Source organism: Balneolaceae bacterium, assembly GCA_034521495.1.
In the GTDB taxonomy this organism is placed as follows: Bacteria; Bacteroidota; Rhodothermia; order Balneolales; family Balneolaceae; genus Rhodohalobacter.
In genome coordinates, this window is the sequence record JAXHMK010000009.1 from 659,519 (window position 1) to 680,663 (window position 21,145).

18 protein-coding genes are annotated in these 21,145 nt (G+C 43.3%); 3 read left to right on the forward strand and 15 right to left on the reverse strand.

What is annotated here, in order from left to right; translation table 11 throughout:
• Positions 1 to 159: 159 nt before the first annotated feature.
• The 3 genes from U5K72_07935 to U5K72_07945 all read right to left on the reverse strand — a co-directional run bounded on the left by U5K72_07935 (position 160) and on the right by U5K72_07945 (position 1,784).
• Positions 160 to 558 (reverse strand): OsmC family protein, encoded by a 399-nt coding sequence (locus U5K72_07935; GenBank protein MDZ7718728.1) that lies wholly within the window; start codon positions 556 to 558, stop codon positions 160 to 162.
• A complete protein-coding gene (locus tag U5K72_07940; protein MDZ7718729.1) occupies positions 516 to 665 on the reverse strand; it encodes a hypothetical protein in 150 nt (49 codons plus the stop codon). The genes U5K72_07935 and U5K72_07940 overlap by 43 nt, the downstream gene beginning before the upstream one ends.
• A 480-nt stretch (positions 666 to 1,145) precedes the next feature.
• Positions 1,146 to 1,784: a class I SAM-dependent methyltransferase gene (locus U5K72_07945; protein MDZ7718730.1), complete on the reverse strand. Its 639-nt coding sequence runs from the start codon at positions 1,782 to 1,784 to the stop codon at positions 1,146 to 1,148.
• A gap of 433 nt (positions 1,785 to 2,217) precedes the next feature.
• Here U5K72_07945 and U5K72_07950 point away from each other — a divergent pair, with 433 nt between their 5' ends.
• Genes U5K72_07950 through U5K72_07960 form a run of 3 tightly spaced genes read left to right on the forward strand, consistent with a single transcriptional unit; the run spans position 2,218 to position 4,666 of the window.
• Positions 2,218 to 3,507 carry a hypothetical protein gene (locus U5K72_07950; protein MDZ7718731.1) on the forward strand — a complete coding sequence of 430 codons (1,290 nt, stop codon included), beginning with the start codon at positions 2,218 to 2,220 and terminating at the stop codon, positions 3,505 to 3,507.
• Positions 3,508 to 3,517: 10 nt separating this feature from the next.
• Positions 3,518 to 3,937 carry a hypothetical protein gene (locus tag U5K72_07955; protein MDZ7718732.1) on the forward strand — a complete coding sequence of 140 codons (420 nt, stop codon included), beginning with the start codon at positions 3,518 to 3,520 and terminating at the stop codon, positions 3,935 to 3,937.
• Positions 3,938 to 3,955: 18 nt separating this feature from the next.
• Positions 3,956 to 4,666, forward strand: a complete 711-nt coding sequence (locus U5K72_07960) for a hypothetical protein (protein MDZ7718733.1) — start codon at positions 3,956 to 3,958, stop codon at positions 4,664 to 4,666.
• A 1,080-nt stretch (positions 4,667 to 5,746) separates the two neighbouring features.
• Here U5K72_07960 and U5K72_07965 read toward each other — a convergent pair.
• The 12 genes from U5K72_07965 to U5K72_08020 form a co-directional block, all read right to left on the reverse strand.
• Complete coding sequence (locus tag U5K72_07965; protein MDZ7718734.1) at positions 5,747 to 7,000, reverse strand: type II and III secretion system protein; 1,254 nt, start codon at positions 6,998 to 7,000, stop codon at positions 5,747 to 5,749.
• Positions 7,001 to 7,011: 11 nt separating this feature from the next.
• Positions 7,012 to 7,665: a hypothetical protein gene (locus U5K72_07970; GenBank protein MDZ7718735.1), complete on the reverse strand. Its 654-nt coding sequence runs from the start codon at positions 7,663 to 7,665 to the stop codon at positions 7,012 to 7,014.
• Entirely contained in the window at positions 7,662 to 7,880 is a 219-nt protein-coding gene (locus U5K72_07975) for a hypothetical protein (GenBank protein ID MDZ7718736.1), read from the reverse strand. Before U5K72_07975 ends, U5K72_07970 begins: the two co-directional genes overlap by 4 nt.
• Before the next feature lie 3 nt (positions 7,881 to 7,883).
• The gene (locus U5K72_07980) at positions 7,884 to 9,218 is read right to left on the reverse strand and encodes an SPOR domain-containing protein (GenBank protein ID MDZ7718737.1); all 1,335 of its coding nucleotides are present in this window, start codon (positions 9,216 to 9,218) and stop codon (positions 7,884 to 7,886) included.
• The gene (locus U5K72_07985; protein MDZ7718738.1) at positions 9,202 to 10,143 is read right to left on the reverse strand and encodes a hypothetical protein; all 942 of its coding nucleotides are present in this window, start codon (positions 10,141 to 10,143) and stop codon (positions 9,202 to 9,204) included. The genes U5K72_07980 and U5K72_07985 overlap by 17 nt, the downstream gene beginning before the upstream one ends.
• A 146-nt stretch (positions 10,144 to 10,289) precedes the next feature.
• On the reverse strand, positions 10,290 to 11,378 hold the full coding sequence (locus U5K72_07990) for an ATPase, T2SS/T4P/T4SS family (GenBank protein MDZ7718739.1): 1,089 nt from the start codon (positions 11,376 to 11,378) through the stop codon (positions 10,290 to 10,292).
• A gap of 5 nt (positions 11,379 to 11,383) precedes the next feature.
• Positions 11,384 to 11,890 (reverse strand): cyclic nucleotide-binding domain-containing protein, encoded by a 507-nt coding sequence (locus tag U5K72_07995; GenBank protein ID MDZ7718740.1) that lies wholly within the window; start codon positions 11,888 to 11,890, stop codon positions 11,384 to 11,386.
• 787 nt (positions 11,891 to 12,677) lie between these two features.
• The gene (locus U5K72_08000; GenBank protein MDZ7718741.1) at positions 12,678 to 13,115 is read right to left on the reverse strand and encodes a transposase; all 438 of its coding nucleotides are present in this window, start codon (positions 13,113 to 13,115) and stop codon (positions 12,678 to 12,680) included.
• Positions 13,116 to 14,162: 1,047 nt separating this feature from the next.
• Positions 14,163 to 15,593, reverse strand: a complete 1,431-nt coding sequence (locus tag U5K72_08005; GenBank protein ID MDZ7718742.1) for a GspE/PulE family protein — start codon at positions 15,591 to 15,593, stop codon at positions 14,163 to 14,165.
• Positions 15,562 to 15,948, reverse strand: a complete 387-nt coding sequence (locus tag U5K72_08010) for a hypothetical protein (protein MDZ7718743.1) — start codon at positions 15,946 to 15,948, stop codon at positions 15,562 to 15,564. The genes U5K72_08005 and U5K72_08010 overlap by 32 nt, the downstream gene beginning before the upstream one ends.
• A 1,923-nt stretch (positions 15,949 to 17,871) precedes the next feature.
• The gene (locus U5K72_08015) at positions 17,872 to 19,233 is read right to left on the reverse strand and encodes a type II secretion system F family protein (protein ID MDZ7718744.1); all 1,362 of its coding nucleotides are present in this window, start codon (positions 19,231 to 19,233) and stop codon (positions 17,872 to 17,874) included.
• A 970-nt stretch (positions 19,234 to 20,203) separates the two neighbouring features.
• Complete coding sequence (locus U5K72_08020) at positions 20,204 to 20,431, reverse strand: hypothetical protein (protein ID MDZ7718745.1); 228 nt, start codon at positions 20,429 to 20,431, stop codon at positions 20,204 to 20,206.
• Positions 20,432 to 21,145: the final 714 nt, after the last annotated feature.

Sequence of the window (21,145 nt, forward strand, 5' to 3'; positions counted from 1 at the left end):
TCTTTAAAGGGGGCAATGGGGGATGAAAAGAAATGTAATTAATCTCTAAATTTGAATATTTAGCACTAACTTGTATTTATACGGTCATCCTCCTGCTTACTTCGTTCGCCTCCACCTTCGAAGTGGGATTTTAAAAGCTTTTTCTATATCGAATTCATATTATTTATTATGGGTGATTGTAATATCCGGTTTAGATACCAGCGTTTGATAGACTACACAATATCGCTCGGTGAGCTTTAAAAGAGATGCTACTTGATCATCGGACGCATCGGTTTGCAGGTCGAAATGAAGCCGAATCTCTTTAAATCCAACCGGTGCTTCTTTTGAAACACCCAGGGTTCCCCTGAAGTCAAGATCTCCCTCGGCTGTGATGGTTGCATTCTCCAGGGGACAATCGATAGCCGTTGAAACTGCGTTCAGGGTTACGCCGGCGCAGGCTGCCAACGCTTCCAGAAGCATATCGCCGGAACATACAGATAAGCCGTTACCTCCCGTTGCCGGATGCAGGCCGGCTTTTACCATCGCCTGGCCTGTATTCGATTTTGCAAGAAATTCCATTCGTCCAGTTTACCTGATGCTTTTAATGTTACCAGGGCCGCTTCGGGATTCTCCTTGTAGGTTTTTTTGAGAGGTGCCTGCAGTTCTCTAATATCTTTCGAATCCATAATTTTAAGATTGATTTTCTTTCTCAAAATGTATGATGAAAAACAGTCAACCTCATATAAAAATCTTTCTGCATACTAACTGGTTCAAGTTTGCCCCGTAGGGATCTCTTCGAGGTAACTTGGACCACCGTCTGCACAAGTTCTACTTGTTCCGAAGGTTCGTACCTGTTTAGCGATTTGGTAAATAAAAAAACATGAATCACTGGCAAAACCGGTGTGTCGCCCTCACCCCTTCGCCCCTCTCCCGCGGGGAGAGGGGTTGGGGGAGAGGGCGACACGATGTGAATGGTCTGGAGCTGCGTGTCTTTTTGCGCTAAACAGATATGAAGGTTCTCCTTCGGAACGAGTTAAAAGGGTTAACGGGGGTAACAATTTGCTGCCTACCCATCTGACGGCAAAACCAGCCGTCTGATGGGTGTTGCTAAGTATCATTGACTGGCGCAAGTCTCCCGACTTGTGTCCTTCGAGCCAACTTGCAAATCACAAGCTTTTTTGAAGAATGATCACGCGGTTCCCCTCAAAAGAAAGTTCTGCATTCAGTTGATCGGCCAGCCACCGGAATGTTTTCCTGGAATAAAAGGATACGTGAGTTTCATCGTAGGTGTAGTGCCACTCAGAAAACGGTTCATCTTCCGGCCTTAGAAGTGTCATGATACCAAAATAACCTCCGGGTTTTAGCATCGGCCATAACTTTTCAAACTCTTCTGCCGGATTGTAGAAATGTTCTACGGTTTCTGTTGAGGTGATAAAGTCGTACTTGTTTTGCAGGACAGATTCGTTTTTTGCATAATAGGGGTCATAAATTTCCATGGAGTGTCCTACTTCTTCCAGCATAATGCTGAGAGTGGGCCCGGGGCCGGATCCATAATCCAGCCCGTAACTATTGGGTTCTAATTTTTCTTTGAGCGGATCAAAAAGTTGGCTTAAAAAATTCCTGTAGCGTTCATCCTCCGGGTTATTTTCATGCTGGTCGTATCGCTTTTTTTCCTCTTCCGGTGCAGGACGTTCTCCCGGTTTTACAAATACAAGATCGCAATGTCGGCAAATAAGATAATTGTAAAGATTATTAGTGTGTAGGTGATCTGTGTCGGGGCTTTTACAAAGTGTGCAATTTATCATGCCTGGAATATAAGTTTATCCATTTGAAACGTTATTACGTATATGAGGGCTTTGCATTACTGCCCGTCTGCACGCTGTATGTGCGGGCTGACGGGTTGGGGACACCCATCAGCCGGTAAAAACAACCGACAGATGGGTATTTCAAAGCCTCCTATGTATTGAAAATAGCTTAACTGGTAAATTGGAATGAAATATATCATAATTTCATTTTGGATTAGTTAAAAACAAATAATGAATAGATATCTGAAATTAGTCGTATATTTATAGTGGATTAGTATTTTATATTAATTTTATTTAATATTAAAGACTAATTTGGGGTAAAGTCAGTTAGTGTTAATCGGTACAATTTTTAAAAAAGTTTACACTACGACTCGAAAATTAAACAATCAAATAGAGGTTGAGTACTACTTTTCTCTAACAGATAGAGGTTTTTATGGGTAAATATGCCATCTTTATTGTTTCTGCTCTTATCTTCTCGATGTTGACTTATTCGAGTGCATTACGCAATGCTTTATTTCAATCTGAATTTAGAAACATTGAAAGTTTTAGTCAGTTGCAAGCTTCGAATATTGCAAACAGTGCTGCATTAGTGGCAATTAATGATATCAGAAATGATTCAGACAGCGATTTTGCACCTGAAGAGGGTGAATCCTATGCATACCCGTCATCAACCGGATTTGCAGACTGGGAAGATTTAGCAGGATCTTACAATCTCCAGGTAACCAATCAGGCAGATACACTCCTGGTCATTAATTCTACGGGCCGCTTTGACGAAACAGATTACAGGGTTAGTGTGGGTTTAACCAAAGGAGGGACTTCTGAGTGGACTGGAGCATCTGTTGACAAAGCTATTCATTCTGAAAGTAGTATGGATTTGGGAAATGGTTACGTTGAAGGTGATGTGAGTGTGAATAAGACATTCAGCAACTTTAGTGGCAGAGGTAATGCTGATGTGGACGGAGATCTATATTTTGTTGATGCTGATATGTTGCAATCGGAGTATGAAGATTTGTCAAGCGGCACTGTAGATAATATACATATGCTTCGAGAACCCATTACACATACGAATCCTGTCTTTCCTCAATTTCCAGTAAACAGTAGTACGAGCACTTATAACAGCAATAATGAAACATTAGATTTTACAGGACAGGGCGCGATGTACAATTCGTTTACTTCCAGGAATACAACTATTAATACAGGAAGCGAAGACACTGAGAGTAAACTTTACGTCAAAGATTTAGATTTAAGCAAAGATCTACAATTAAATGGTGATGGTCACTTGTCCATTTATGTTGAGAATACTTTGGAACTTGGCAATGGTAATATAAATTCATCCGGTGAATCAAAGAATTTTACAATCTACTATAAAGGAACTGACGACATCGATTACACGGGGAATGGCACATTCAGAGGACTTTTATTCGCTGGTTCAAGTGATGTGTCAATTAAAATAGCGGGGAATCCTACATTTGATGGTAATCTAATCACGTATGGTGATGAAGTGAATTTAATGGGTACGCCTGAAAATTCAGCATTGGTTTATGCACCATATGCAAGTGTAACCATAGGTGGTTCTGCAGGTTCATTTCGTGGAGCTATTGTTTCAGATACGTTTCAAATGAATGGTCGTCCATCTGTAATTTATGACGAGGAATTTGCCAATTCTCTTCCTCAATTAGAACAGGAAGACAACAACGAATATGTTTTAATGTACTGGAATTAACTTTTAAGATATGTCAACAGGACAAACATTATTAGCACTGGCCGCAATCGTTCTGCTTTCAATTATTTCATTGAATATAGGATCGATGCATGTGGAAGCGGTTGAGACAACTGTAGAGACTCAGGAAAGGAACGATGCCATAAATATTGGTGAAGATCTGATCGAGGAACTGCAGTCGTACTCTTATGATTATGGACAACTTGACAATCGCTTCGGAGATCTGGACGATGTGACGGATGAGGATAAAAGACGACAGTACACCTCACAAATTGGAAAAGTTTACTATGCAACCGTGGAACTTAGCAGTGAAGAAACAATCCTTCACGGGCAAACCGGGAGAAGGGCTACAGTTCAAATATATGAAGAGACCGAATCAGGAGATGATTATGATATGTTGGCAGAGTTTAGAACGGCTATACTGCCATTGTAAAAAAATAAAGAGAACACCATGGGTATTCGATTAGATCTTGTTTTTTCTTTTATTATTGTCGGCATGTTGACGCTGATGATCTTTGGAGTGAACTCATTTATCCTTCAAAATTCAGTGGACAATCGTCTCTACAATGATATGCAAATGTTTGCCGATGTATCTACGGATGTATTCCAGGAAGAGTTAAAGAGGGCTGTAGACGTAATACAACCAGCCAATGCATCTATGCCAAGCAATATACTTAGATTTGTTGACCTAAACGGAGATACAGTTACAGTACAAAGAGACGGCAGAGTTGTGGAATTGGTTCGCAGCAGTGCTTCATTAGATACTGTAAGATATGATTTATACCTCTCTGGGCTTGAGTTTGATCTTGAACCGGATACGGTTGCAGTGCCACATTATTTAAGAGTTACCTTTCGTACCGAAAGTGATCCAAGCCAACATGTTTCCTTTCAGAATAATACAGAAACCGCAAACGCATTCTCGCAAAGAAGATATTATCTCAGGAATGTTCATTTAATTGCTGAGGGCGGGGGACCTGGTGGCGGTGGAACTGGCAGTGGAGGGGGAAATAATGATGATGGTTCTACCGGTGGCGAAAATGATGGTGGCGGTGGTGGAGATGACGGTGGAGGAAATAACAATGATGATGGCGGTGGCGGACCTCCTGGTGGCGGACCTCCTCCATGCTCAGGCCCGCCTTCTCAGAGACCTCCTGGATGTTGATATTTTTGCTTTTTCCAAAGTAGGGACTTTATTATTGAGAACCCTCACGTCGATAACACTCCTCCCCACCTGTCATTCAGAACGACTAATTTCTACTTGTTTACTTATTCCGAAGGTCTCCTTCGGAATACCCGAGTGGAAGCTCTGCTTCTGGTAAAATGTCTGTAGTGTTTGAGTTTCTTATGACTGGTGTTTATGAGTCTGACTGGTAAAGCGTGTAGCTTCGATTAGTAGTTCCAAAGGAGGACCTTTGGAACGAGTTATAATAACGGGATGGCGCAAGCGTCCCCGCTTGTGACCCTTTCCCTGATTCGTGAGCATCTCGTTGATTAAGGACAAGGTCTTGTTTAGGAGATCCCTCACGTCTGCTTGAGATGAGGGTTGGTCGGTTTGAACAACGTTTACCAAATCTGCCCCTCGGCTTCACTCATTATTATCAATACAGATCTCCCGCCTCGGGGCACTCTTTTTGGTCACTCTTTCCCACGGCTGCAAATCGTCGCTTCTACTTGTTCCGAAGGTCTCCTTCGGAACACCCGTTTTTGGAAGCTCCGCTTCCGCTCAACCATCCGGAGGACTGGATATTTGTTAGCGGGTGTGATGAATGAATAGAAGCAGGAGCTTCAGTTATGCCGTTACGAAGGGGGACCTTCGTAACGAGTAAAAAAAAAGGGGATGGCGCAAGCGTCCCCGCTTGTGCCCTTTTCCTGACTCGCAAACATGAGCGAGCGAGTCAACTGCGCTATCCAATTCGTCAACCTTAACTCGTTCCGAAGCTCCGGCTTCGGAATGCCTGTGTGAAGCTCCAGCTTCTCCTAAGAAAATGTAGGGCAATGGCTCTGATACTCATAATTTCGGGATACCGTGAAAGGAAGTCGGAGCTTTCGGGTGCCGTTGCGAAGGAGGACCTTCGCAACGAGTAATAATAGTATAAGAATCTGAGTGACGCCGTTGCGACAATGGGTTGACCAGAAGCAGAGCTTCGGATTGGCGTTCCAAAGGAGGACCTTTGGAACGAGTTAAAAAAACGCTTCTCGCTATATATCGAGTAAAGAGCAGTGGAATTGCCCAATAAGAGCCCTAATTAGACTCCTCATCTTCTTCTTTTCCTGCCTCTGCTTCCCGCAACTGTTTCTGCATCTCCTCAATCTCATTTAGGAACTCGTCTCTTTGTTTCTGGAGAAGTTCCGGACGTTCCCTGAACTCTTCATTCATTCTTTCTTCAAGAGTAGGAACAAGCTCTACCTTCAACAGAACCACAAGCTCTTGTACGGTGCTTTCTCTTGAGTTGTAGCCAAACAGGTAGCGTAATCCTAAAAACCAGCCGGGCAGATCTTTCAGAATGGGAACCCCGCGCCGTGTGGTAGTTACTTCTGTTTCGTACAATCCGGCAAGAACCGTACTTTCTCCGCTAAGCATTAAAACTTCGGTGGCAGCTTCCTGTTTGTTCACGATAGTGCTGACCGGATCGGGTTCCGCTGTACTTCGTTCAGTCTCAACCGTCATGTAAATAAAGGGTGTGCCTTCATCATTATAGAAAACTCGTGGTGTTACAGTTAGAATGGTACCTGTGCTGAAAAACTCATCCGTAATGTTCCCGGCAAAGTCTCTCTGTTTGATTGAAAAATCTTGTCCTACCTGGATATTACCTTCTCTTCCATCCATCACTTTAATAGAGGGAGAGGAGAGAATTTCGCCGTTTCCGCTCTCTTCAAATGCCCTGAAAAGTGAAGTGATATCCCAGGTTCCGGTGGAGAATATTTCACCCCAGTTAGCTTCAATCTCAAAGATTTCTCGTTGTACATCAACGGCAGAATTTGTGGCGACTCGTACTTCCCCGTTATTTACGGCAGACCAGTCTACCCCAATCTGACGAAGCTTATTTCGGTCTCCCTGGAAAAATGTAGCTGAAATTTTAATCTCCCGGGTGGTATAATCAACCTGTATCTCTTCCTCCTCGGCTGCTGTTTCACCTTCCTCAGTTTGTCCCGGCTCTAACGGTATATTGCGAATTTCGTAATATTTCTCGTATTCAGTAACGTACATGTTATTGTATTCGGCAATTTCACTCAACGCATCCTCCCAGTGCATCTGTGGAATATCAATCCCAATGGGACCTTCGTATTCGGTTTGATTCACAAAGATTTTGTCTCTGAACTCAATCGACAACTCCTCAAGTATATTCAAAGCATTATTGAAAGAAACATCCTGAGACAGTACAACCAGTTCATCCGGGTTCGTGTACTCTCGCACAGGCATTCGATCCTGGGCAAAGAGTTGTTGCTGCAAACCTAACACAAGTATGATGATGGAAAATAACGTTAATTTTTTCATGTCGGGAATGTCTAAGAATTATCTTGAGATTGAGAAAGTGTAAGTACAACCGTATCCATAATGCCCCCGCGGTTCAATTGAAATATCGCTTCTCTATTATCCATGTTAATTCGGCTGAGTCGTCCGAGGTACACACGGTCTCCAATGGATATCCGTTTCAGCACACCTGTTTGATCGATTATATGAGCCGTTCCACCGGTTAATGCTACCAAACGGCTCGCTTCTACATCAGGAAGATTTTCATCATTAGGTGGTATCGGCCGGATCAATGGGTAATAGGGATTATGCCGAATAGTACCGAGCGGAGTGGAAGTATTTAAGTCTGCCCTGTAGTTTGTCCAACTCCCGCGCCTGTAAAAAGCGCCGAGTGAAATTTGAAATGTTACCCTGTTGAGTTTTTCAAGTTCGGATATATTATTTAGTTGGACGGATTGAATTTGAACAAGAGGCCTGCTGTATTCAATTCGGTATAAAAAGTTAGTAAGGTTACTGTAGTTGCCTTCTCCATCGATCGTAGCATTAATCACCCCGTGGTCATCATTCAAAACAGAATCAGAAAAGGAGTAGTTAAGTCCTGTAAAAGAGATATCTTCGTTGATCTCCTGCAGGTAATTATAAAGATCACTGGAGCTGTGAGATGGAAAAAGCTCTTTCGGATGGTTCATACGTGTATAGACCACATCATTGTAATTGGCCTGGGCCGATGAAACTGATCTGCCAGGTTTTGAACTTCCTCCAGTTCAGCCTGCTTCTCATTTAAAGTAACCCGAGTATTTTCAATATCTTCATCAAACCTGTTATGGATGTAGAGCCAGCCTCCGCCTACCATAATGGCAAGAGTAAGAAGCAGAATGATGGTATTTCGTATGCTATATTTCATTGATTATTGCCCCTCCCGGATTCGAATAATAAAATTGCGCTCCTGGTATATTTGAGGCAGCTCCCGGATCGCTTCCACGGCGGCTGAAACAGTTTCAAATTGACCGACGCCAATTCTCCACCAAGTTCGGTTGTCCTCCAATACTACATTCCAGAGCGTTGCTTTGAATCCCTGTTCTTCAAGTGATTCTGCTTCGTTCACGGCACGTTCTCCGTCAGTTATAGAATGCAGTACAATAGTGTATGCACCCTCCAGCATCTGGTCTTCAGGCCCCATGAGCCCAAGTGAGGACTGGCTGCTGCTGGTGACGATAGCGGGGGCGGGTGGTTCATTCACAGAAGTTGTGGGGCCGGAGGATGATTCCGGGTTATCGGACAGTTCCGGCTGTGGTTCATTTTGGTTTGGCTGAGAATCTGATTCACCAGATGCAATTTCCTGTCCGCCGGAAGATGATGAACTTGTGCCCGGGATATTTCCTGATGGAGCAGGAGACTGTTCAGATGGCATATTCTCAAATTGCTCATTCGATGAAAAATTAATTTCTACTTCAGAGCCCTGCTCTGCATCAAAACTCCGCTCTGGTATTTCGAGCAGGAAGGGGTCTACATCCTCCCGGATATTATTTACACTCATACCGAAAGAGTACACGGTTTGTCCCCGCGCCTCGGTTTCTGTTACCTGCTGGATATTTGCATCAGAAAACAGGTTGGCAAAGGCCGGGATGGTTGAACGGTTTAAAGAATATCCGTCAAAAGCTATGCTGTTATTGTCTGACGAATTGAGATTTGTAAGCCACATGCCTGAAATTTCGTCAACTCCCTGGTTTAGTATCCGGAAGATTTGAGACCATTGTTGACTGTATTGAGATAGTTCTGTTAAGCGTTCATTCTCTGCATTTAGCTCCGTAATTTCGCTCATCAGGTCTTGTGTCATCGTAGCTGTAGGCCTCAACTCCTCAATTTGTGAATCTATGACCCGAACCTGTTGTTGCAGGTCGCTTAACTCATTCGATTTTGTTTGATACAGGTAGTTAAGATATAAAGGGGTTAAGGCTATCAGAATGAGTATTATTATTCCGTGCCATTCCAGCTTGAGAACTCTCTGTTTTTCCCTGATATATTCAGGCAGAAGAGAAAGTGGAGAGAACTCCTTTTCATGGGTTTTACTGGCGGCCCAGGCAGCACCAATGGCTGTTAAATAGGGTTGTAGATAAACCGGGGAGTTTAAAACTTCGTCTGCATAGCTGAGGTGATCGCTACTGGGAGTCAGGAAATCAACCTCAACATCCTCAAATTGCTCATCGAAATATCGTTTAGCCTTTTCACTCGAGTTTTGCACTCCGTACAAGCAGAAGCCGGTTGATTTTCGGCAGGTCTCCTTTATCAATCTCAAAGAGAATTTTACTAAAAATGGTGTTCAGTACATCGTTTGAACTTTCACCGTCGGTGATAATCGGAAGAACATTTACAATCTGTTCCCCTTTCATGAATATCACTCTGCTTGAATTCGTACCCATGGCGATCAACCCGGTGATATCTTCTCTGCCTAAAGTATAGTTTGTACGGGCAAGGCCGGCCCAAATGGCTTCGTCAGGTAATCGTTCATGGATTAAAACTTTCTGCTTGAGGTAGGTTTCAGAAAGTTCAATAAGATTAAGGAAATTATTTTCATCCGGATAGTAAGCGAGAAGACAGTTGTTCTCATCAAGCTGAACCCAGGCAAAATCATCGGGATTAATCTCCTCATCTCCCGTGGTTTGAAGTTTATCACGAAAGAACTCCAGGCGTTCGTTCTTTTTCATGGAACCGGGATCTACATTCTTCAACACCTGGAATGTGGTTCTTCCAAAGGGGATGTGTGTCCCAATTCTTAATTTTCGTTTACCATATTGTGCGAGGTAATCAGCAAGCAGTTGTTCATTTTCTCGCTCTGCATCTGCTTCATCCTCCGTCTTGGTCATGTCGAAATCATCTTCCAGGCCGGAAGTGTCTGACGACTCTTTTTCGGATTGCTCAGGTTCATCCAGATCTTCAAACCCGGTGGCAGTTTCCGCGGATGAAGGATCGTCCATTTCAAAAATCTCTTCATAATCCTCAGAAAAATCCAGGTCGCCCAGGCCCGAATCCGTAATGGTGGTGATGGGGTGAGGCAGATCAAACGTATCGACTTCTATAAGTTCAAGGCCGTTTTTTATAACTCGCAACCGAGCCATTCGAAGCCGGTTGTCCTCAAACGTAAGCCCTATGTATTCTTTTTTAGCCAATGCAGAATTCGATTATTTTAAAAGTTGTTTAATGCGGGTTTTATTATTCGCCTGGTTGATCGCTTCTTCAGAACTTATAATTCGCTGTTTCACTAATCGTACTAAATCCTGCTCTAATGTGTGCATTCCATATTGACTGCCCTCATTTAACATCTGGTATATTTCCGAGACATTATCATTCCGGATGGCTGCACGTATGGGGGAGTGGCCAAAAGTACCTCTTTAGCCAGAACCCTCGTTCCCTCCAGTGTACTTACAAGTTTTTGGCTGATAACGCATGTTAATACATCCGCAAGGCGAATCCGAACCCGTTCCTGTTCATTAAGGGGGGTTTCACCGATAATTCTGTCTATACTTTCCATTGCCGAAGCCGTATGTAGTGTGGAAAACACTTTATGTCCCGAATCTGTCACTTCCAACGCATTTTGTATTGCAACGTCATCCCTAAGCTCACCAATTACAACAATATCAGGGTCTTGCCGCATCGCCTGCACAATTCCATCTCTGAACGAAGAGACATCCCTGCCAACTTCTCTGTGCCGAATAATACACTTTTGTGGCTTATGAACCAACTCAATTGGAGAGGCCACAATAACAATATGTCCCCTCACTGTCCGGTTGTTGGCATCAATAATCGTGTCAAGTGTGGTTGATTTACCAGATCCTGTAATTCCCGTAACCAATGTTAAGCCATACTTCAGGTATTTTAGACTTAAATATCTTGCTACTTCCGGGTGTAAATTCAGGTCTTTAAAAGGACGAATTTCGTTCTCAATCTGGCGCATATTCATCGCCAGATGGTCCATATCAAAGTAGACCGTTGCACGGTACCTGCGATCTTTGTCTGTAGACAGTGAATAAGAGAAGTCAATACTGCGATTGACAAGCAGGTGTTCCATCTGTTCATCACTCAACAAGTTCAGTATTAACAGGTTCGTTTCAAGAAGAGTATAATGCTGACTTTTTTCCCAGGGTTTTTTTGTGCCGTGAATCCGGTACCAAACTTTTCCAAAACAGCCGGCCCCGCCTAAATCAATGTCTGAGGCGTTCATTTGCTGCATCCGGTCGAGGTACTCCTCCAGGTGATCTTTCAGCAGGTCCCTCTCCTCAGCAGAGAGCTCATAAACGCAGTTCACGATGTACTGAACCCGATCTACTCCACGGAGGTCGTCAGAGATTCCCGTTAGGGTTTTATCGAATAGCACCTGAATGTCATTATCCACAATCGTAGTCATACCCTCTAATTGTCTTCATTGGTTTGAAAAGCTAATTTTCTCTGCATGTAGAGTAGTTTTTTGCCAGCGTAAATAAGTTTTTGATTTTGCAGGTCAATTAAATTCATAATAAACATTTTAAACAACCGGTCGGGCCTGCTATCAAAAAATTGAAGAACATCTTCCCGTTTAAGCCGAATAACAGCCGTCGGCCTGGTAGCTATTAAGGTACCGGATGGAGCCCTGTTTTTAAATAAAAACGTTTCTCCAATAAAATCACCAGATTGCAATTTTGCAATATAAACATCTTCCTTAAAAAGAGATACGCTCCCATCTACAACCAGCCACCCATCGTTTTGAAAGTGATCTTTTTCTGAAACGATGGTTTCACCGGCATTATACTCTTCGAGTGTACCGCATAACAGAAACTCCCTGTAATCTTCGGGCGGAAACTTTCGCAAAAGCAGTGGAGATGAATCCAGCACTTGCTGTACTCTCGGGTGATGTAGTAAGTCGCTTTTTTGACTTTCCATTTTATGCCAATCAATTGTCTGATAAATTAGCTGCGTATTCTGTTTCATCGTTTTTGTTGTACCCGTTGTATCTATGAATACTGCAGCACATATAAAATCTTAAAAACAGGTTTTGAGGTCCCAAAAGATAGTTGTTTTTTCGTTCGATGGATACCTCAACAATATGTCAGCCCGTCTGACCACAACACAACATCAGCGGCCGGGCGGGATAGCATTTCAAACCCTGTAAAATATCGCTCACTCATATAGAATACAGAACAAAATCTAATCTGAATTTAACTGAATGAGATCATTATTATTCAATTAAGATATATAAATATATGAATATTAATAATTTTTAATAAAGAATGCTTACAGATGCTTTTTTGGGTTTATTTTTCTGTTTCCGAGGTTTGATAACATGTTAGCAATTTCGCAGATAAAAAAATACGATTCACTGGTAAAACCTGTGGATCGCCCTCTCCCCAACCCCTTTTCCCGCGTACATGTTTATCGAAAAAAGAAAAAATAACCAGTCTAAAAATTGACAAGTTTTCAATTCGTGTTTTAAATATCTATTAGAAGGCTTTGCAAAACTCTGCCCGTCATCCTGAACTTGATTCAGGATCTCCAGATACTGGCTATAAAGGCGAATGGAGAATCTGAATCGAGTTCAGATTGACCAATAACCACGGTTTTGCAAAGCCCTCTATTACCGTCTGCTTTAGCTGACGGGCTGGGAGATTCCAAAACAAGTGGCTTTAGCCACATCCGGTTTAAGAAACTAACTTTGTTTAGGCAGTGTACCTCATCCCTTTATCCTGCTCCAGCCATACTTTTCCATAAACTCATCGATCTCTTCTTTAAAGGACACCTTTCTATGATGCTTCTCCTGTGAATGGATATACCTCCTTACTGATTCCAGGTGACTTTCACTTACACCAACCGCCCAGTAATCATCCTGCCAGGTAAATTTACGCTTCAAGAGTCCACTTCGGTTTATCCAAAAAGAGGATTCCCCTTTAATTAGCTGAGCTACATTGCTGACGTTTTGTTCTTTTCCGAGAGATATCAAACAATGAGCATGTTCGCTGTGTCCGTTGATACAATCGAGCCATATATTCTTTGTTTGGGCATTTGTTTTGATGTGTTGAAACATCGTTCGTCGAATCTCTTTTGTGTGAAGAAATGGAATTCTGTTTTTTGTACAAAACACCAAATGAATCCAAATGCGTACCCAACTCATGGCTTTATCTATCGTTTATTTTTCTGTTACGGACCGAGGATGTTCGTCCTGTTTGAGGAGATTTTGCTCCTTCTTTAAGTATGAACCCAAAAATGTCTCTTCCTTACAGTTTATATCTGTTTTTTTGAATGACATGTGATGTCATGTGGCTGAAGCCACTCGTTTTCTGGATGTTGCTTGTCCGTCAGCTAAAGCAGACGGTAATAGATACTTCTTTCTCTCTTCTGCGGCTTTCTTGTAACCTCTCTTACCGAGATATAGCGAGGGGACCTTCACTTCTACAAACCGCTAAACAGGTACTTTCCCGCGGGTGAGGGCGGACGATAAATAATGCAAATCCTTCGGCAGGAGAGTATAAAAATTCCCTCTGGGGATCTATTGAAGGGCGTTGATTGAGATTGGGACTTTACTCAGGTTCATAGCCCCCAATGGACACACCTCTGCTTGCTTCGCTGAACGCTCCGCAAGCGGTCTCCTCTCAAGAGGAGATTTTTTTGCTCTGAAAATCTGCTTCGGAACTCCGCGGTTTATAAAGACATGTTCCGGTTGTACTTGTGAAATTATGAATCATGAGTGGTTTAATTTCCCAACCCTCTGGGGTGGAAAGCGAGCGAAGTGAGCAGGGGGGTGGCTATCTAAGTTTTGTTCATAATCCAACCTTGGTTCTGTGGTATTACACCCCTCCCGGCTAAAGCCGTACTCCCCTCAAGGGGAGATTGATCATCCCCCATTGCTCCTTACAACTACGCCAAGCCTGCTCTACGAAGTTTTCTTGATCGACAAAGCCTTGGCGTAGTGGATAACGTAGTTGAGGCTTCGTTGCACAGGTCAAAAAGGGGGACACTTTACAATAAGTGGAGGCTTTGAAATACCCATCTGTCGGTTGTTTTTACCGGCTGATGGGTGTCCCCACCCGTCAGCCCGCACATACAGCGTGCAGACGGGCAGTAATGCGAAAGCCCTCTAAGTACATATATTGTAAAAAAAAAGATTATAAGAGATACCTCTGGACTCTGCCCCGGGGTAGTTCATCAGAAGTGACTCGGGTTAGTCTTCTAAGGTGATGGCCATTACTTCCTCAATCGTAGTAATGCCGTTTTTAATACGTTTCCGTCCCGATGCCCGCAATGTAAGCATTCCGTTTTTGATAGCATATTTGCGCAGTGCATCTTCGTCAATCTCATCTCCTGCTTCAAAAATCATTTTCTTTATTTCATCATCGAAGTAGAGAGCCTCCATGATGGCAATTCGTCCAGCGTACCCATTTCCGCACTTTTCACAACCCACCGGTTTATAAAATGTAATCTCTTCTATTTCCTCGTCGCTAAAACCAAGATTTTTAGCCGGCTGGGCGATCTCTTCATGATCGTAGGGTTCCTTGCAGTTTTCGCATAACGTTCTCACCAGGCGCTGTGCCATCACAAGATTAATGGCATTGGCTATCAGGAAGGGTTCAACACCCATTTTAAAAAGCCTGGATACAGCACTGGGCGCATCATTCGTGTGAAGGGTAGAGAAGGTCAGGTGACCTGTATTTGCGAGCTTTATGGCGATTTCAGCGGTTTTCAGGTCGCGAATCTCACCAACCAGTACAATATCGGGGTCATGTCGCAGAATTCCACGCATGGCATTGTCGAATGTCATGCTTTCGGATATTTTTAACTGGCGGGCCCCTTTTATCAGGTACTCAACCGGTTCCTCAATGGTTAGTACGTTAAATTCGGGACTCATCACAGAGTGGAGTGCAGCCACCAACGTTGTTGATTTACCCGAACCCGTTGGCCCCGTAATAATCACAATTCCGGATGGTTTGCGAATCGCTTTATTAAAATCACTGTGAGCTTTCTCCTGGAGTCCGAGTTTATCCAGGTCGGTGATTACTTTCCGGTCATCTAAAACCCGTATCACCACAGATTCCAGTTTTCGTTCAAACTCTTCGCCCACCATCGGCATGATGGAAACACGGTAACGGATATTGGTAGCATCAATGCGCCGCTGTATATAACCGTCCTGCGTTGAATCTCTCTCAAAACGGTCAACATTCATCGTTTTGTCTTTTACAACGGCCGAAAGAGCTTCCGGTTTTACATTGGGCTGAGAATGCCAGACCTGTAAACGCCCGTCCATTCGAAACAAAATATCCGTTACATTCTTTTTGCCGGGTATAATGTGAATATCACTCGCCCCTTTACGTACAGCTTCAACCAGCATTCCCTCCACAAGGGAGTTGAGCATACTTTTGTTGATCTCTTGATCCAGCTCCTCTTCATCGAGATCTTCCTCAGTAATTTCCGGTTCTTCAAACTCAATATCATCCAGTATTCTGAGGAACTCATTTTTTTGATCATACACCTTATTGATAATGAAATCTACCGTTTCCTGCCTGCAGTAGGTGAGTTCGTAGAGTTTATAGGGCAGTTCCGAAGCCAGTATCGAAATTTGGGGATCAGTCGGGTCGGCAGAAGCCAGGATGATCAAGATCTTTGTCTGCTTTAAACGGAACGGTTTTCCGGTAGATCATCTCATCCACAACCTCATCGGGAATTTCATCCATCATACTGCGGATGTTTTCGATCATTTTTTTAGAGGGCGAACCGTTTGGCAAAACTTCCCGGAAGGCATACAATCGGGAAATAGTTTTCATCACCTCATGACGGTCGGCATCAAAATCTTCCACGATAATTGTACTGAGACGCCGCCGAATGGAAGCCGGTTCTTCCTGGTGGGTTTTTATCGCCTCCTTGAGTTGCTCCTGGTCAATAATACCGTTCTCAACAAGGGCTTCTCCCAGCCTTTTCCGTACAAAAAATGTGTTTTTCTTTGCCGTATCCATAGTTGAAAATTGATTAACCCACGAACCAAAAAAATAGCAGATAAGAGCAGCATCTGCAGATAAAATAATATATGTAATTCTTACATAATCCCAATATAGGCGTTTTAAAGTAAAATAATAACCTATTGTTGTTGATGTTTACCTACTTGTTCCAAAGGTCTCCTTCGGAACCCATGAACAGGCTGGCGCAAGCGACCAACACAACAATAAGCTGGCGCAAGCGTCCCCGCTTGTGGCCCTTGTACTCTTGAGCACGAGCGTGGACGCTCGCGCTATCTCGAAAACGGGTACTGTCTTGAAAAATGAGATCCCTCACGTCCGTTCGGAATGACAGGTGGTTGGTTTGAATATTGCGACTCCACAACGTTTACCAATTTTGGCCTCGATGTTATTTATTATTTTGCTTGTTCCGAAGAAGACCTTCGACCCAATGAAAAGTTAGGTCTATCGGTCTTCGGCCTTGATTGGTGGAGGGATTGCATGGTTTGCAACACAGCACGGGAGAAATCGCTCTGCGCGCTCACCTTGTGAGCATTCGCAGAGTGTACCCGTGCGTGTAAACCATGCCCCGGAAGCAATCACAGCCGGGAGTTTTTGAAACCTTTTGGCGGTCCAAAAGTAATAGGAAAGAAATGTTATGAGGCTTTTATGTTGTATCAAGACGTGTTTTATGAATCACAGCTGGTTGGTATGTTCAGCACGACAGACCAGTTATCAGATGAGTGTGTGAGCCATATTTGAATTTCGGGTCGTGAATACTCATTCGATGACTCCACAACGCTTCTCAAATCTGCCCCTCGATGTCGTTTATCATTATCAAGACGAATTTCTCGCCTCGGGGCACTTTTTTTGGTGGCTTCTATCCCACGGCTGCAAATCGTCGCTGCGCTCCTATTTTTGCCGTGGGCTATTGATATTTCACTCCTTTGGAGTGAGGGATTGCCGGGGCAATCCTTTTTACATTTACACAGACTGGCGCAAGCGACCAACACAACAAAAAACTGGCGCAAGCGTCCCCGCTTGTGCCCCTTTCCCTGACTCGCGAGCATCTCGTTGATGAAAGGCAGAGTCTTATTTACAAGATTCTTCCTCGTCGGCAAAAGACGCCTCCTCGTCTGAATGACAGGGGTTGTGTTATAGATCGCGGCGTTTTAGGTTCAAAAGTAGAATAGGGTTTAGTCTTACGCCGCTGTGACTGTTCGCTGCCAAAGACGGCGTAGTGAGAAGTGTGGGTCTGGCAGGGCGTGTTATACGCCGTCGATAATACCCCGCCCCGCCTGTCATTCAGAGCCGACCGGCAGGGAGGCGAAGAATCGAGAAGTTACCCCGAAATTTACATTTCATAGTCTATATATTAAATATTATCAATACTTTATATATTTTTATAAATAGAAACTGAAAAAATGTGTGTAGGTCGGCCTTGAATAGTTGGCGGAAAAAAGGACTACGATTGAACCGTGAGGAGAATCCTTTCATACCGGCGAGAAACGGAATGTAAGGGCTATAAGCGAGATGGACCATTGAAAGGATTCCACGGTGAACTCGTGTCCGCCGTCAACTATTCACAGCCTTGATTTTTTCGTTCTTTTGTATCAAGACAAAAGAATAAAGCATGTGCAACAAGGTTACATCATAAAAATGGGGTAAGTCCTCCGAAGAATCTCCTTGATTAAAGGATAGAGTCTTGTTTATGAGATTCCCTTGGTCCTGATTTATGAGCACGAGCGTGGACGCTCGCGCTATCTCGTATTTCACTCCTTCGGAACACCCGTTAGGAAGCTCCGCTTCTGGTAACCATTCGGAGGCCTGGATTCCTGTTGGTGGGTGTGATGGATGAAAGGAAGCAGGAGCTTCAGATTAGCATTCCGAAGGGGGACCTTCGGAACGAGTAAAAAACCCAATCGGCAGCCGACGATCAGACCACTACCCGGTCCCGTAACCACCGGCACCGCCGCCGTAATTCGGCTTGATGATGGCCGCCTCGGAGGATACAATGGTGATATAGAAGATGGCGAGAAAAATAATGAAGTTAATAAACAGGCTGATCCAGTTGATGACCGATTCCATCTTGTAGGTGGTCTGCTTCTCGTAATAGTCGGCAAGCTGGCCGGAGTTCTCTTTCAGTGAACCGGATTCTGCTCCCAAACGGAAACGGCTGAGCGCACTTTTGGGAAAGACCTGGGTGGCCTCCAGCGCTTCAATCAGCCCGGCACCATCTTCCAGCATTCTCCGAATGGCAATCTCTTTGATCTGTTTTTCGATATAAGTATTCCGGCACGCCTCGGCGGCAATCCGGATCACCTCAATATTCTGGCCGGAGCCGCTGTAGAGGGTGTGAAAGACGCGTGAAAAAATTTCAATACTGGTTTTGTGGAGGAGATCTCCAATAATGGGCAATCTAATGAGATACTTGTCAATAATGAGGCGGCCTTTTTTATTTTTCCACATGATATAGGCAAACACAAAGGGCAGGATGTGGGCCAGGGTGACCGCTAACCAATGCGCCTGCAGCCAGTTACTTATGTTGAGAGCGTTTGCCGTTAGCGGGGGGAGTTCAATGTCGAACTCCAGGAACATCTCGGCGGTAATGGGGAATACATATCCGACAAAGAAAAGCAATGTTGCCATTACGGCCAGCAACGTAAATGTAGGCATGAAGAGAGCACGCCGTAAGTTTTTCTTAAAATCGGCATCCCGCTCCACAAACTTGGCCGTACTTTCAAAGACGGCGGCCATGTTACCACTGGTAGAAGCAACCCCCAGCATGTAGGCGGCAAATTTTCCAAAGACATCTTTGTGCTTGCCGTACACCTCCGATCCCTCTTTTCCATCCCGCAGGTCTTTCTGGATGGTGCGGATCACCTCCTTCATCGACTTGTTGGTGGTGTCTTCGTAGAGGAGGGTTAAAATCTGGTCGAACGGGAGTTGCTGGCGGAGGAGGTCGGCCGAGAGGCGGATAAAAGTGACGACTTCATCCCGTGGGACCATTCCTTTAAAGTCGAACCACTTCTTGCGAACATAGTCAACCCGGTATCCCATTTTTACGAGGGCACGCTCTACATCGTCTGCAGAGTACGCTTCCTGTTCTCCCTCTATGGCCCCGCTGCCGTTTTTTCGAACTTTGTAGAGGTATCGTTTCTTTTCGTCAATGGATTCAACTTTTAAAGAGCGGGTGTTGGCTAATTTTTGGACTCTCTCCTTGGCGGTTTTTTTAGAAGGGGCCTCAAATTCACGGAGGACGGTTTTGCCCTGTTGTGTTTTTCCTGTAAATCGAAATTGAGGCATAGTAATTATAATTGATTTTAAATTCTAATAAATGAATTATTAATCACAATTACTCTGGCTATTCTATGCATATAGATGAATCAATATTATATAACCAATTCCAGTATTCATGACATCTCTACAGACTGTAATTTCGAATATCTTCTCCACCACTATCTGGCATCTCCAGTAATTGTTAGTGACTTGCATTTAGTACTGCTAATTACTATATGTGCCATTATCTATTAGTGATATCGTGGATGTTCCTGCGACATAACTTGTCACCAGGAATATTCTAGTAATGCTTAAAATTTCAGCATTGATAATTCATCAGTATCTGTAAAATCTCTATCCAGCTCCACCCATGCATGATAGGTTTTTCCCAAACATGCTTGAACATTGAGATGCAGCTGTTATTAAGATCTTGCCTGAACAGCATCTCTATTTGCATTGTCATGCTCCATATACCTAATATATTAACAGCAATAATTGTAGCTAATACCTACAACAATTACAACTAAGTATTACCAAGTAAAAGTTGTTGCTGTCCCATAATTATAATTGAATTAACAGATTTAATAATTGCATAAATTTAAATAAAGTGTAATGCTAAATAAAAAGTAATTTTATAATTAATAAGAAGTTAGCTTTAAATAAAATAAAGCCCAGATATATTAGTCTTAGTCCATTTACAATGCAATTGATTATTTACAAGATTAAATTGTAACTACTGGAATTAGTCATTGTTGACCAATTCTTGTAGTTTGTACCATCTCCATCAGTATATTTCTACTAGTCCAAGCTGAACTGGCACTTGCACTGGTATTTCTGGTTACCGTCACTGGTCCAGCTACCCTTCACTTCATTGGGATTAGCAGTAACTGGCTAATCCGTTGCTGATCTGTAATATCATATCCAGCATTTTCATTCTCAATAAGATAGGTTCCTCCTGGAATATCACCTGGAATTCCTAATCGTTCGAGCAATAGCTTCAGTTATGCATAGCGGTATTGTAGTAAAATCTCTGCCTAGCTCCACCCATCATTTCAGGTCTTGAATAAATGCCTTGAGCTTGAGCTGCTGCAGCTAATAAATCCTGTCGAACAGCATCTCGATTTGCCTGTTCTGCAGCCGTTCCAAAAATATTAATAGCAACGACGGTGGCGATACCCACGATAATCGTTACCAGGATTACGAGTAATAATTGTTGTTGACCCATTTTAAGTCACCTTTATTTGTTTTGTTATTGTTTAAATCGTTTTAACGATTGATTGTTTGTTAAAAAAAGTTGAGAAAGAGCGGCTTAAAATTCTCTGCATGGTCTCTTCAGATTTGGTTTCTCCCGACAGAACACCATTCGATTTTACAGCCAACTTTCCATCCTCATAATATTAAAAAATATTAATATTAAAAAATTTTTATGTGAGAGCTGTCAATACTCTGCTCAATTTCGTTTTACAACTGCAAATATCCATAAATATCTCGGTTTAAACGCAACATTGTTAAGAATAATTAATTTCCGGTACTGGAAATTCATCCGGTTACTCAAAATGTAAGCTAACACCCGGTAAACCTTCATATCTAATTAAATAGTTTTAATGCAATTGTGTGATTAGGATGCATCGCCGTTTCATTTGTTACAAGATTTCTTTCACATTCATTAAATAACGCACTAAAACCACCGTCATTGTGTAGTACGAAATAAATTTTTTGTTGGATGGGGTTGGGTATTTGAGGGGTTCTGGCTGGCTCTGGCTGGCGCAAGCGTCCCCGCTTGTGCCCCTGGTTCTGGTTTGTGAGCACGAGCGAGGACGCTCGCGCTATCTCGAAGACGAGACCATGTTGACGTTTGTTTTGCCTGCCCCTCGGCTTCGCTCATGATTATCAAGACAGATCTCCCGCCTCGGGGCACTTTTTTTTGGCCACTCTTTCC

Bases quoted from the DNA above. Each gene is read 5' to 3' on its own strand.
- U5K72_07935 (MDZ7718728.1), bottom strand. From the start codon at position 558: ATGGAATTTCTTGCAAAATCGAATACAGGCCAGGCGATGGTAAAAGCC.
- U5K72_07940 (MDZ7718729.1), bottom strand. From the start codon at position 665: ATGGATTCGAAAGATATTAGAGAACTGCAGGCACCTCTCAAAAAAACC.
- U5K72_07945 (MDZ7718730.1), bottom strand. From the start codon at position 1,784: ATGATAAATTGCACACTTTGTAAAAGCCCCGACACAGATCACCTACAC.
- U5K72_07950 (MDZ7718731.1), top strand. From the start codon at position 2,218: ATGGGTAAATATGCCATCTTTATTGTTTCTGCTCTTATCTTCTCGATG.
- U5K72_07955 (MDZ7718732.1), top strand. From the start codon at position 3,518: ATGTCAACAGGACAAACATTATTAGCACTGGCCGCAATCGTTCTGCTT.
- U5K72_07960 (MDZ7718733.1), top strand. From the start codon at position 3,956: ATGGGTATTCGATTAGATCTTGTTTTTTCTTTTATTATTGTCGGCATG.
- U5K72_07965 (MDZ7718734.1), bottom strand. From the start codon at position 7,000: ATGAAAAAATTAACGTTATTTTCCATCATCATACTTGTGTTAGGTTTG.
- U5K72_07970 (MDZ7718735.1), bottom strand. From the start codon at position 7,665: ATGAACCATCCGAAAGAGCTTTTTCCATCTCACAGCTCCAGTGATCTT.
- U5K72_07975 (MDZ7718736.1), bottom strand. From the start codon at position 7,880: ATGAAATATAGCATACGAAATACCATCATTCTGCTTCTTACTCTTGCC.
- U5K72_07990 (MDZ7718739.1), bottom strand. From the start codon at position 11,378: ATGACTACGATTGTGGATAATGACATTCAGGTGCTATTCGATAAAACC.
- U5K72_07995 (MDZ7718740.1), bottom strand. From the start codon at position 11,890: ATGGAAAGTCAAAAAAGCGACTTACTACATCACCCGAGAGTACAGCAA.
- U5K72_08000 (MDZ7718741.1), bottom strand. From the start codon at position 13,115: ATGAGTTGGGTACGCATTTGGATTCATTTGGTGTTTTGTACAAAAAAC.
- U5K72_08010 (MDZ7718743.1), bottom strand. From the start codon at position 15,948: ATGGATACGGCAAAGAAAAACACATTTTTTGTACGGAAAAGGCTGGGA.
- U5K72_08015 (MDZ7718744.1), bottom strand. From the start codon at position 19,233: ATGCCTCAATTTCGATTTACAGGAAAAACACAACAGGGCAAAACCGTC.
- U5K72_08020 (MDZ7718745.1), bottom strand. From the start codon at position 20,431: ATGGGTCAACAACAATTATTACTCGTAATCCTGGTAACGATTATCGTG.